We start from the raw sequence: 12,742 nt of genomic DNA on the forward strand, positions 1-12,742 counted from the left end.
ATTATTAATGCTTCTAGGGCTGTCATATGAACCGATTGATATCCGGAATATCTACTATGTTATTGGATTCACGGAAGCTATCTGCTCCACCAAAGGATGTGTACTAATAAATGATCTCCAAATCCGCCGCTAAGCGTAATTTCATCGACTGATCAGAAGATTTCATCTGAACTGTCTTTCCACAAGTTTTACAAGAAGAAAGGCATTTCTGGCTGTTCATTTGCTTCTGATAACGTATGATATAAAACGGTTCCATTTGAAGTGCAATTTAGATAAGACAAAGGCAAGGTTCCGCAGCATACAGGAACAATACTTATTTAGTTTAACAAATCAAGCATATCTGCCTGCATCCGATCTATTAATCCCCAATCATCTCCAATATAAATATCGGTTACAGTTCTGGTCTTTTGGTTTAATGCTTCGGCAACATCATCTGTACTATAACCGCATTTCCGTCTGATCCACGTTCCAACTGTATGTCGGAAATCATAGAAATCAATCTCTGAAACATCCGTCTTTTCACTTAAAACCTTCAAACCTTCATTAATAGCTGAGTTAAGTCCTTGTGTACTCGAATATCTTAGTTGGAGATTACCTGCATACTTTCTAAGTAAGGGCCTGGCTTCATCGACTATTTTCACGCTAAAAAATGCTTTATCCAACCGCTTATTTCTTGTCTTGGCCCTATTGTAATTAATACGATCCTCATTACCTGTCATCACCGGAAGTTCATATAAATCAGCCGCATTCATTCCAAGTAGATACAAAGACAGCATACCAAGATCCCGGGCTAATTCTGCCCTTGAACCTTCAGGCAGTTCACAGTTTTTTAATTTTAATATTTCCTCAACTGACCGATCACGATGAGCAGTTAAAGGTGCTGTTCCCACTTTATATTTTTTGAATGGATAATGTGCTATTTTGATGATTCCAAGATCCTCATCATTAAATTCATTTCGAGCCTCATTAAATAATAACCTTAAATCTCGCATATGATTGTGCAAACCAGCTTCTCTAACGCCTTTCTGCACATAGGTCCGAGAAAGGCCGCTATGATTTTTTCTGGTTATTTCACGCGGATTGGAAAGGTATAATTCATATCTTTTTAAAAAGTTATAGTTAATCTCAGTAATTGGAAGGTAGTCGCTTTTGAAATAGTCGACCAAGCTATTATAAACAGTTGTTAATGTTTTTGCGCTACTAACCTTATTGACCTTCTTCTTGGAATCTATAAAATTCTTACAGAAACCAAGGAAATCTATCACTTCAATAGATATCCCATCTCTCAATTCAGCCAATTTATCACGAACTTCAAAAGCACTTAATCTTTTAATATATGACTCATTACTACTTATCCAGTCGCGATATCTTTTCAAATCTGGCGCGACTCTGTCTAAAATAAAATTGTCCTTAATAACAAGCGTTTCGCTTTCTTTACTTTTCCTCCCTAGCTGTTTCATAATGACAAAATGATTGGTGTCGATATAGGCTGGCTTCTTATTGTGCCAAACTCTAATTTTAACATTCCACGTCCTGTCGGACTTCTGATCTTTTTTAATGATGGTAGCTGAAACTGTCGTCATACAATTTGATTTAATGTTTTTAGCTCTGAAATTTTTCCTAAGTTTTTCCTAAGTTTTGAGTGAAATTGACACACTTTCCTAAGCTTTTCCTAAGTTTTTTGTACTAATTTAAACATTAATTTTTGTTAAAGCTAACACCAATAATTAGAGCAACTTTAATGTATAATGGCTGCAAACGACCTTCAAGAGCACAAAAAAGCCCTTCAGAATATACTGAAGGGCGATTTTTTGTCAGTGGGCCCACCTGGGCTCGAACCAGGGACCAAAAGATTATGAGTCTTCTACTCTAACCAGCTGAGCTATAGGCCCGGAAAAAAGGCATTCCTTTTTTGCGAGTGCAATGTTACAAATTTGTATTGAAATTAGGAAAATGTTTTCGGCATTTTTTCACAAAAAGAATGAATATAAACTCATTTTCAACCGCTTAATTTTAATTTTCATTTTAGCATGCCTCGCCACTACTTAAAAAATGTGGATAAAACGCCCGTTCACCTACCCGTAAATCCATTTCGAATAGGTTAATTTTGTAGTTGATATGAACACGCCCGACCAGGACAACCAACTTCTTTTAGACTTTTTAGCCTCCACCAATCAGCCTGTTTTTTTAACCGGTAAAGCCGGAACAGGTAAAACTACCCTCCTGCGCAAAATCAGGGATACCACCAAAAAGAATTTCGCCATTGTTGCGCCCACCGCAGTTGCGGCCATAAATGCTGGTGGTGTTACGCTACACTCCTTTTTTCAGATTCCTTTCGGGCCATTGGTTCCGGTTGTTGATGAACATGCAGAAACCAATTTTAAGTATTCAGATGAGAAAACAAGACTCTTACGTTGCCTTGATTTATTGATTATTGATGAAATCAGTATGGTCAGGGTAGATCTGATTGATTTTATCGACCGCACTTTAAAGCGTGTTAAAGGTTCAAACCGTCCCTTCGGTGGCGTGCAGGTATTAATGATCGGTGATCTTTACCAGCTCTCCCCTATCTTTCATGATGCCTGGCACATCCTGGGCAGTTATTATTCCAGTCCTTATTTTTTTGACAGCCTCATTTTCAGGTCTACGCCGATGCTGACGTTTACCTTAGATAAGGTTTACCGCCAGTCAGACCCTGTATTTCTTGACATTTTGAATGGCATGCGTGAAAATAGCCTTAATGCAGAACTCCTGGCCAAACTGAATGAAAGTTACGATCCATCTTTGGATCAGGAATGGAAAGATGATTACATCACCCTTACCACGCACAACCAGTTGGTTAACGAAATTAACGAAGGCTGTCTGGAAAAATTACCAGGAGAAATTTTCGAATTCAATGCAGAAGTCAGTGGTGAATTTCCTAAAGACGCTTATCCCACCGATGAAAAACTTCAGTTAAAACTGGGTGCGCAGGTCATCTTCATTAAAAATGATTCTTCAGGTAAAAAGCAATTCTACAATGGAAAAGCGGCTAAAATTACTGCAATCAGTCAGGATGCGATAAAAGTAACTTTCACCAACGGTGGCAGAGAAATTGAAGTGGAGAAAGAAATCTGGCAGAATGTTAAATACAGTCTGAGCAATGAAGAAAATAAAATTGATGAAACCAGTACTGGATCCTTCTCTCAATATCCATTTAAGCTAGCCTGGGCCATTACCGTGCACAAAAGCCAGGGTTTAACTTTTGATCAGGCGATAGTAGATGTAAGCACTGCATTTACCCACGGACAGGCCTACGTGGCGCTGAGCCGTTGCAGAAGTTTGGAAGGGCTCATTTTAAAATCGCCTGTGGTTGCCGAAAATATCATTACCGATGCTAAAGTAATCAGTTTTACAAAAGCCGCCCATCAGAATAAACCTACACCACAATTGTTAGCCCGTTATACTCAGCAATATAGCTGGGGATTGATCCACGAACTACTGGATTTCTCGCTGGTTGCCAAAGACTGGGAAAAACTGGGGCGCTCCAAGCTGATCGACAGAGATGAGCAAAATGCGTTTTTAGCTATTTACGAACATGGAAATCAGATCTTTCAGAACGAGATTTTTAAAGTAGCCAAAAATTTTATTGCAAAGGAATTTTCGAAAATCAATACCGATAACAACACGGCAGATGAAAGGGCTTTTATGGATCGCTTGCAAAAAGCGTCAGATTATTTTGTTCCAAAACTGGAACAGCTCATTACTTTAACTTCCAAAATTGTGGCCATCAACTTTTATAACGACACACATTCTGATAAACTACTTACCATATTAAACGATTGCAAAGACAGGCTCCAGATCAAATTGGCTCTGTTTAAAATTTCCTGGAATTCATTTTCCATTAGAGACTATATCAATACTTTACACGCCGCTGGAAATAAACAAGCAGAGAAAAAACCGGTTAAATCGAACATTAAACCAAAAGAAATTTCAAATCCTCAGGTTTATAAAAACCTCGTCGAATGGCGTAGCAAAATTGCACAGCAACGCGGCACGCAGGATTATGCTGTACTTTCTGATTTAGCATTACTTTCTATTGCCGAAAAAATGCCAAGAACAACCGATCAGCTGGCAGCACTGAAAAGCGTAGGTATTGGTAATGCAAAAGAACTCGGCCAACAGATTACCCGCATCATTAATGCACATTTGGGTACCAGCGAGTTATTTTAAAAAAATTTACTTCTTAACACTTTTTTTAATACTTTCGCAACCCCATTTAGTCCCGCCAACCCCAGCATAGCAAGCCATGAGTAATTTTCTATACGGAATCGATTTTGGAACAACCAATTCGGCACTTTCCATTTACGATGAAGAAAAGAAAGAAATTGTAGATACCATTTCTATTCCATCCTTAATTTATTTTACAGAAGTAAAAAGTCTTATTGATGGCGAAAGTCATATCGTTGGCGACAAAGCAATAGATGCTTATTTAAGCGATGGCATGAAAGGCCGTTTTATAAAATCCATTAAACAGATTCTTTCCAGAACCACTTTTACCGAAACCCGTATCCATAATAAAAGATATACTGCGTCAGACCTGGTCACTTTAATCCTTAGGGATTTGAAGACAAAGGCCGATCAGATTATTGGCAAAGAATGTAACAAGGCCATCATAGGTCGCCCGGTATTTTTTGATGATGACAATACGATGAAAGATACCCTGGCACAAACCAGGTTAAAAAAAGCCGCAGAAAGTGCCGGCTTTACCGATGTCCGCTTTCAGTTTGAGCCTATCGGGGCTGCTTTTGCCTACGAAAAAACCATTACCAGGAAAGAGCGCGTTCTCGTGGCCGATCTGGGCGGAGGTACAACAGATTTCACTTACCTCATCCTTGATCCCGATAAAGTTGGCAGCAAAGACCGTAAAAACGATATGATCGCCTCTGGTGGGATCTACATTGGGGGCGATAGCCTTGATTCGGCATTTATGTGGGACAGGGGAACACCATATTTTGGTAAAAATACGCTGTATGAAGCTACACCAGGCAAGGTCTTAAATGTGCCCAAATCGCTCTTTGCAAATATCTGCACCTGGGATAAAATGAATTTCTTTAACGGTTTAAAAATTCAGAAAGAAATCGAAGAATATTATTATTACTCCGGAAACGATCCGAAATTCAAAAACCTGATTACCCTGATCGAAAATAACCTGGGTTATTCTTTATTCAGATCGATAGAAAAAACCAAAATCGAACTTTCTGATCAGCCTGATTCTACTTTTGCCTATAGCAATATGGAAGTCGAGATTGATGAAAATATTTCGCTGCAACAGTACAATTCCATTATCGAAAAAGACATTAATAAAATAGATGCCTACCTGGACCGCTTTATGGAAACATATAAAATCAACCCGGCAGGTATTGACTGTTTGTTTTTGACCGGGGGAACCTCGATGGTATCAGCAGTTCAAAATCTATTTAAAACCAAATTTCCACATATTCCGTTAAACTCCGGCGATAATTTTAAAAGTGTAGCCAAAGGCTTGGCTTACAGCGGTTATCTGTTTGAAAATTAACACAGGCCAAAGGCTTTATTAGGGAATTTACAGCAGAGCACAATGAACTATATTGTGGCAGAAAGAACCGTTTTTTTTATAAAGAGCGCAGGGCTAATAAATACACCAGGTTTCTTTCCGTTTGATGTTTTTACGCTTTGCTACATCGTACCCAATTGCTGAAATTTATCGCTGTTCACCATGAAAAGGATCGTTTTTTCAACAAACCCTAGATTGGCCAAATGTATATTTTACCCTTGTAAAACGGCAACATCCCGAATTGTAAATACTAAAATACAAATACGTAATATATTTAGGAATATTTCTTCTTCTTTAAATTAAGATTTTATAATTTAGCAAACATAAATTGGTGCGGCTGATAAAATAGCAACAGTGAGCAAAGCTTTACGCGTTAGGCGAGAAACAATTAATGTGGTGAGGTGTGGAATACCTGTTTTCTAGAAGAGATCAAATCAAATTGATGGACGTTTCTTTGGCAGACGCACCAATTTTTATTTTAACTGATGCTTAGGCGGCTAAATTGAAATACCGACATGCCTTTATGTCGTTTAAAACTGGTATTAAAACTAGTGGTTTGTTCAAAACCCAATATTTCGGCTATTTGATCAATTGTATAATCACTATGAAGCAACAGCACTTCCGCTTCGCGCATAATACGGTCTTTAATCAGCACGGTCAAGCTTTTTCCAAGCACCCGATCTAAAAATTTATTCAATCTGCCCGGACTCATCCCCATACCTTCAGCATAAAACTGAATGGATCTTTCCTGCTTATAAAATTGCTCTAAAATTGCCCGGAACCTTAATACCTGCTGTAAATCATCTAAGGTTAATGCTGCAAGATAGCCATCCAAACCAGCTGTAAAGCCCAAAAACAATGATAAATATTGTGCTATATAAGACATGTCCCTTTTATGATCAATTTCTCTTTTCAACTGATCAAGTAGATTATACGTTTTGCTTGATTTTTGCGGATCAAGATCCCTGAAAGAAAGGTTTAAAAAAAGATTTTTAGCTTGCGGATCCAAGTGCTGCTGTAAAAATTCTGCATATAACAAACTACTAAAACTTAGCCAATAACCCGAACTCATTTCTCCATCGAGCCTAACCAGGCCCTCTTCCGGAATAAAAAAAATCCGGCCATTCAAAAGTGGGTAATCGCCAGAGTTCATACACAGAAAGCCTTTTCCCTGGCATACAATCAACATGCGCATAGGATATATAGCCTGTAATGCACGCTCTCTGCGAAAAAAACCGCTAATTGGCTCTAGCTGAATCATAAAAACTTGAGGATAAACAACAATAAGACCAAATTTATCCGACTTGGTTACAAGTTGTTGAAATATATTATGACCAGGAGGCACTGGTCCGCAGGAGCCAGCGTAATACGGATACTATTATTAAGCCGTCCGGACCCGCAAAATTTTCTACCATACCACTCATCCACCTGTCCTCCTTCCAAATCAAAATAAATCATTTCCTTGTAAGCTGACCGCTATCAGCACTCTTGCTTGTAGATTATATAATATCCGGAACTTATTTCTAGGCAGACAGCACGATTACCTTAGTGGCTTCGATGCCATTTTGCGTAAATTCGATATCAAACTGAACAATGTTACTGGTTTTGATGTGATCAACTACGCCACGGGCAAAAACGTTTAATTCTTTCCCTCCATTTGAAGGTATAATACTGCCCATCCCCTCTTCCGGGTTATAAAACTTTACAGTACCTAATCTCATCGAATTATCAAATCTTTTTAACATTAACTGCGTTTGTACCTTTTTTTCCTTGTACTACCTCAAATTCAACCCGGTCATGCTGGCTTACTTTATCGCTTAAGCCGGTAATATGAACAAAAATTTCTTCTCCGTTTTCTGTTATAATGAAACCAAATCCCTTAGTTTCATTATAAAACTTTACTGTCCCCTGCATTTTATCTGGAATTTACTGCTTAAACATAAAAAAGATCAAAAGGTTTAGCCATTAAATACTTTTTTTTGCCAGTTCAATAAATATGGAGATTATAACAATGATTTAACGCTAAGCCCTTATGATATGCGCAGCAGCCAGGCACGATATGAAAAACTTACCTACATGATGTAGTACCGTATGCGTAGGAAAAAGTTAGATTGAAGTAACCGGTCAGATTGGGCATATTACCGATATCTAGATCCCGATCGCATCTAAGAGATTGTGAGCATTCGACACAGTATGATTTTACAATGCCACATGTAACAACAAGGTGGAATATCAACCAATCAAATCTTATTTCGATACAGAATTTAAGGAGTCAAAAAAGGAAGATTGCGTTCTGCTTTTAAAGAAACAACTAACCCTTTTTTCCGCTAAAAATCACAAAGAAAACACTAAAACCGCCTAACAGGAAAACTACTCCAAGAATAAAATTAATTTTATCGTTCATTCCGTAATTTACAGATTAAAACCACAATGACAATAGACTGACATAAGATAAATGCAAAAAACAACCCTTGGTTGTTGGATTTTCAAGAGCGATTATTACAATTTGCAACCCTTTTGATGCTGATTTTTAATCTACACAACTAATAATGAGATAATTATTAAATTTTAAATTCGATCAGGAAATACGTACTGCCTGGTAAATTATACCGATACCTTTCGCATAAATTTTGATACAATACCCCAGCCTACAAAACTATACCCTATATTTATTGAAAATCATTCAACCAAATAAATGAAAACAGCACTTAGCCTATTTTTATCTGCTCTTGCACTTATCTTTATATCGGCAACAACTTTAAACAAAAAAGTTTTTGAGCACAAAACTTTCAATTTTTTTCCAAAGCAAAAAATAGATACACCAGATCAAGACCGCTTTGTGAAAGTTACCCTGGCGCAGGGAGAATTTACAGAGCCAACTGAGATGGCAGTGCTCCCTAATCTGGACATTTTAGTTGCCCAGCGCAGAGGTGAAGTATTGATCTATAAGAACCAAACCAAAAAAATAAAAGAAGCGGGCAAGCTTGATGTCTATTTCAAAACCAATACCCCGAATGTAAATGCTGAAGAAGGTTTACTGGGCATGGCCGCAGACCCAAAATTTGCAGTAAATCAATACATTTATCTCTTTTACAGCCCTTTTGACAAATCTGTAAACCGCCTTTCGAGATTTAAACTGGTTAACGATCAGATTGTTAAAGAATCTGAAAAAATTGTGCTCGAATTCTATTCTCAGCGCGAGATATGTTGCCATACCGGCGGCTCAATTGCTTTTGGATCAGATAATTTGCTTTATGTATCAACAGGCGACAACTCTACCCCATTTGATGCGCCAAAACAACAATATGTAAACAAAGGTTATGCTCCCCTTGATAACAGAAAAGGATTTGAGCAATATGACTCCAGAAGATCGGCCGGAAATACCAACGATTTGAGGGGAAAAATACTCAGGATCAAAGTAAATGAAGATGGCACCTATAGCATACCGGATGGCAACCTTTTCCCTAAAGATACCCCAAAAACCAGACCTGAAATTTATGTAATGGGCAATAGAAACCCTTACCGTATTTCAGTTGATCAGAAAACCAACTTTTTGTACTGGGGTGAGGTTGGCCCTGATGCCACCAACGACGATCCACTAAGAGGCCCCAGAGGTTATGATGAGGTGAACCAGGCGCGTAAAGCAGGTAATTTTGGATGGCCCCTGTTTATAGGCAACAACTATCCATATAAGGCTTATGATTATACCAACGGCGCAAACGGAAATGCATTCGATCCCGAATCACCTATAAACAATTCGCCAAACAATACCGGTTTGGAGAAACTTCCACCTGCACAACCAGCCTATATCTGGTATCCTTATGGCGAGTCCAAAGAGTTTCCGCAAGTGGGTGCGGGCGGGCGTACCGCAATGGCGGGTCCCGTATATTATGCCACTGCTAACTCACCTTACCCAGCTTATTACAATGGAAAGCTGATTATTTATGAATGGGTACGGGGCTGGGTTAAGGCAGTAACCATGAATGCGCAGGGCGATTACGTAAGTATGGAGCCATTTATGGCTAACGTTTCTTTAGCTGCGCCTATCGATATGGAATTAGGTCCTGACGGAAAACTATACATCCTTGAGTATGGTAAAGGCTGGTTTAGCAAAAACCCTGATGCCGCAATTACCAGAATTGATTACCTGAAAGGTAACCGTCCGCCGGCTATTGAACGCCTTAATATCGCAAAAACCAGTGGTTTACTGCCTTATAAAATGACGGCAACCGTTACGGCTAAAGACCCTGACGGCGACCCTTTAAAATACATATGGAACTTAGGGAAAGGAATTACCAAAACCACCAGTACCCCAACATTAAATTATACTTTTACTAAAAAAGGCGAATATCCGGTAAGCGTTACGGTGATAGACAACAGCAAAGCTTCTGCAAAAAGCCAGGTAATACCTGTTTATGCAGGTAACGAACACCCAACTGTAACCATTAATTTAAGTGGTAACAAGAGTTTTTATTTCCCGAATAAAGCAATTGATTATAAAGTTTTAGTAAGCGATAAAGGTGCAAAGGTGAATGCCAACCGCATTTACATCTCAAACACCTATACCGAAGGGACTGATTTGGCCGGCGCACAATTAGGCCACCAGCAGGCAGCACAAACGCTAATTGGCAAATCGCTCATGCTGAAATCCGATTGTAGCACCTGCCATAAAGAATCAGCTGTTTCTATTGGCCCTGCTTTCGAAAAAATAGCAACGAAATATAAAAATGATAGTAAAGCCGTTGATTACCTGGCATCAAAAGTAATTGGTGGTAGCCATGGTGTATGGGGAGAAGTACCAATGCCTGCACACCCGGCAATGAAAGAAGCCGAAGTGAAGAAAATTACTGAGTGGATTATGACTTTAGGCAACAAAGAAGCCGTTAAAGCCTCACTACCAACTTCGGGAAAAATCGTTCCTGCAACAGCTGCAGATAAAAAGAAAACGGTATTTACTTTAAAGGCAACCTATACCGATGCAGGTGGTGCAGGTTTAAAACCGTTAACCACAACAAACGTTATCAACCTCAAAAGCAATATCATCGATGCAGATGACATTAAAGATTTTGCAGGTTTTGAACGTAAAGACATTTATGGCGGCGAAAAACTCATTCTCACCAAAGACAATGGTTGGATAGCCATTAAAAATGTCGATTTAACCGGTATTTCAGGTTTTAGCTATTCATTTCTGAACCTCAATCCTGAATCCGACGGAGAAATTGAAATCAGACTAGATGATAGTAAAGGCATGTTGATTGGTAAGTCTACCTTTAGAAAAAGTGTGCCGGTACAAATGATTTCGGACGGGAAGTTACACGATATTTATTTTGTGTTCAAAACCCTAAAAACGGGTGATAAGAAGAAACAGACCATAATCCAATCGATTACAGTAGCGCCTAAATAATAATTTTTTAACATTGGATTTCCGCCTACGCGGGAATTCAATGTTAATCAATATAAACTGACAGGCTTTTTGCCAAATGGCGGGCTTCAACAGCTCATCAAAGCATCTTGCTGGCTGTTTGGATTACCTGTCCCGAGCCTCGGGAGGCTCAACATGAACATCGAAAGCAGATATCAGCTTGATATCCTCATTTTATAAAAAAATGGTGTTTTAATATCCATCATTAATATCTTTGCAGTAAATCAGGATGAATCTCATGCAAAATATTAAAAACATAATTTTCGATTACGGAAACGTAATATTTGATATCGATTTCAAAGTTGCCCAGGCTTCTTTTCAAAAGTTAGGCGTTAATGATATCGAGAATTTCTTTGCGCATAAAGCACACAACCAATTATTTGATGATTTTGAAACCGGTGCCATTTCTCCTTCCGAATTTAGAGCAGGAATTAGAAATGCCGCAGGCAATTCCGAATTAACCGATCAGCAGATTGACGAAGCATGGAACAGCCTGTTAATCGGAACCATACAGGAGAACCATAATTTATTACTTGAAGTAAAAGAAAAGTACCGTACGTTCTTGTTGAGCAATAACAATGAAATCCACTATGATTGGATTATCAATTACCTGAAAACCACTTTCGAAATTAATAATTATGATGCTTATTTTGAGAAAGCTTATTTCTCTCAGCACATGAAGCTCCGTAAACCCAATACCAATATTTTCGAACAGGTTTTAAAAGAAAATAACCTTGATCCGGCCGAGACGCTGTTTATCGACGATAGTCCACAGCATATAGAAGGCGCCAAAAAAGTGGGCTTAAATACCTTATTAATGACCGAAAAACCGTCACAATTGGGCGCATTTTTAAAAGCGAACGGAATTTTATAAATTAATATGTCAGAAAAAAAGTTTAAGTCGTTAAAAGAGTTCTACCCATTTTATTTATCAGAACATCGCAATAGCACATCTCGTGTGCTGCATTTTATCGGTACCGGATTAGTTTGCCTGGCTTTTTTTACCGGATTTCTTTTTCATAACTGGCATTTCTTTTTGGCCAGTATTGGGTTATGGCTTTGCATGGGTTGGACATTTCTTTTTTGAAAAAAATAAACCCGCTACCTTTCAATACCCGCTTTATAGTTTAGCCAGCGATTTTATGCTGTTTTATGATTTGTTAACGGGCAAACAATCTTTTATAGTGAAAACTTAATTTTGCGATATTCAGCGCACTATCCTTTTTGGCTGTCACCCTGACCGTAGTCGAAGGGCAGCCAAAAGGATATAGCAAAAGCGAGGCTGCACCTACCAAAGGACTATTGCATGCTCGTTTCCAAAAAGCAACTGATCTTTTATAAGAGATAATTGTTTTGGTGACTAAAAAAAAAATCCCCATCCCGAATGAAGTGTAGCAGAGATCCCTTCGACTACGCTACCATTGACGTTATTTTGTAATTACCCGTTAATGAGCAGAATGCGGCATCATGCATTTCCGTATAGCTAGGCCATAGCACCGTATCACCGTTCTACTTAAAACCGGCCTAATAAATTTTTCGGACTGCACTGTTCTAACCATAACACTGGCTTTAAAAGAAAAATTTTCAGCCGGCATTTTTTGTTACTTTTTGATGCCAAAAAGTAAGAGCCCTTCGGCGGCGGTGAGCCGAGGCAAGAATTGTGCGAAGGAAAAAGCGTCAATCATATTGATTTTTATATCATAAATTATCCCTCAGGATGACAATCACACTTATTTAGAAATGAC

Annotated in this window: 8 protein-coding genes, 1 tRNA gene and 1 pseudogene; 5 read left to right on the top strand and 5 right to left on the bottom strand. The window is 38.6% G+C overall.

What is annotated here, in order from left to right:
* Nucleotides 1-317 precede the first annotated feature (317 nt).
* Nucleotides 318-1,583 carry a site-specific integrase gene (locus BM107_RS04390; RefSeq protein WP_090980668.1) on the bottom strand — a complete coding sequence of 422 codons (1,266 nt, stop codon included), beginning with the start codon at nt 1,581-1,583 and terminating at the stop codon, nt 318-320.
* Nucleotides 1,584-1,818: 235 nt separating this feature from the next.
* A tRNA-Ile gene (locus BM107_RS04395) sits at nt 1,819-1,892 on the bottom strand.
* 226 nt (nt 1,893-2,118) lie between these two features.
* On the opposite strand from BM107_RS04395, the gene BM107_RS04400 reads away from it, so the two are divergent.
* Both BM107_RS04400 and BM107_RS04405 read left to right on the top strand, forming a co-directional pair.
* On the top strand, nt 2,119-4,212 hold the full coding sequence (locus BM107_RS04400; protein ID WP_090980670.1) for an HRDC domain-containing protein: 2,094 nt from the start codon (nt 2,119-2,121) through the stop codon (nt 4,210-4,212).
* Between the two features lie 76 nt (nt 4,213-4,288).
* Entirely contained in the window at nt 4,289-5,557 is a 1,269-nt protein-coding gene (locus tag BM107_RS04405) for an Hsp70 family protein (protein ID WP_090980672.1), read from the top strand.
* Between the two features lie 496 nt (nt 5,558-6,053).
* Here BM107_RS04405 and BM107_RS04410 read toward each other — a convergent pair whose 3' ends face one another.
* The 3 genes from BM107_RS04410 to BM107_RS04420 all read right to left on the bottom strand — a co-directional run bounded on the left by BM107_RS04410 (nt 6,054) and on the right by BM107_RS04420 (nt 7,489).
* Nucleotides 6,054-6,836, bottom strand: a complete 783-nt coding sequence (locus BM107_RS04410; RefSeq protein ID WP_090980674.1) for a helix-turn-helix domain-containing protein — start codon at nt 6,834-6,836, stop codon at nt 6,054-6,056.
* 262 nt (nt 6,837-7,098) lie between these two features.
* A complete protein-coding gene (locus BM107_RS04415; RefSeq protein ID WP_090980678.1) occupies nt 7,099-7,320 on the bottom strand; it encodes a S1 domain-containing protein in 222 nt (73 codons plus the stop codon).
* Complete coding sequence (locus tag BM107_RS04420) at nt 7,304-7,489, bottom strand: cold-shock protein (RefSeq protein ID WP_090980680.1); 186 nt, start codon at nt 7,487-7,489, stop codon at nt 7,304-7,306. Before BM107_RS04420 ends, BM107_RS04415 begins: the two co-directional genes overlap by 17 nt.
* Before the next feature lie 781 nt (nt 7,490-8,270).
* On the opposite strand from BM107_RS04420, the gene BM107_RS04425 reads away from it, so the two are divergent.
* The 3 genes and pseudogenes from BM107_RS04425 (at nt 8,271) to BM107_RS04435 (ending at nt 12,193) form a co-directional block, all read left to right on the top strand.
* Entirely contained in the window at nt 8,271-10,979 is a 2,709-nt protein-coding gene (locus tag BM107_RS04425) for a PQQ-dependent sugar dehydrogenase (protein ID WP_090980682.1), read from the top strand.
* A 256-nt stretch (nt 10,980-11,235) separates the two neighbouring features.
* Nucleotides 11,236-11,871 carry an HAD family hydrolase gene (locus BM107_RS04430; protein ID WP_090980684.1) on the top strand — a complete coding sequence of 212 codons (636 nt, stop codon included), beginning with the start codon at nt 11,236-11,238 and terminating at the stop codon, nt 11,869-11,871.
* 6 nt (nt 11,872-11,877) lie between these two features.
* Nucleotides 11,878-12,193 (top strand): annotated as a pseudogene (locus BM107_RS04435) (Mpo1-like protein).
* Nucleotides 12,194-12,742 lie beyond the last annotated feature (549 nt).

It is taken from the genome of Pedobacter suwonensis (assembly GCF_900111825.1).
Taxonomy (GTDB): Bacteria; Bacteroidota; Bacteroidia; order Sphingobacteriales; family Sphingobacteriaceae; genus Pedobacter; species Pedobacter suwonensis.

Coding starts and splice junctions, on each gene's coding strand:
- BM107_RS04390 (WP_090980668.1), bottom strand. CDS start 1,583: ATGACGACAGTTTCAGCTACCATCATTAAAAAAGATCAGAAGTCCGAC.
- BM107_RS04400 (WP_090980670.1), top strand. CDS start 2,119: ATGAACACGCCCGACCAGGACAACCAACTTCTTTTAGACTTTTTAGCC.
- BM107_RS04405 (WP_090980672.1), top strand. CDS start 4,289: ATGAGTAATTTTCTATACGGAATCGATTTTGGAACAACCAATTCGGCA.
- BM107_RS04410 (WP_090980674.1), bottom strand. CDS start 6,836: ATGATTCAGCTAGAGCCAATTAGCGGTTTTTTTCGCAGAGAGCGTGCA.
- BM107_RS04415 (WP_090980678.1), bottom strand. CDS start 7,320: ATGTTAAAAAGATTTGATAATTCGATGAGATTAGGTACTGTAAAGTTT.
- BM107_RS04420 (WP_090980680.1), bottom strand. CDS start 7,489: ATGCAGGGGACAGTAAAGTTTTATAATGAAACTAAGGGATTTGGTTTC.
- BM107_RS04425 (WP_090980682.1), top strand. CDS start 8,271: ATGAAAACAGCACTTAGCCTATTTTTATCTGCTCTTGCACTTATCTTT.
- BM107_RS04430 (WP_090980684.1), top strand. CDS start 11,236: ATGCAAAATATTAAAAACATAATTTTCGATTACGGAAACGTAATATTT.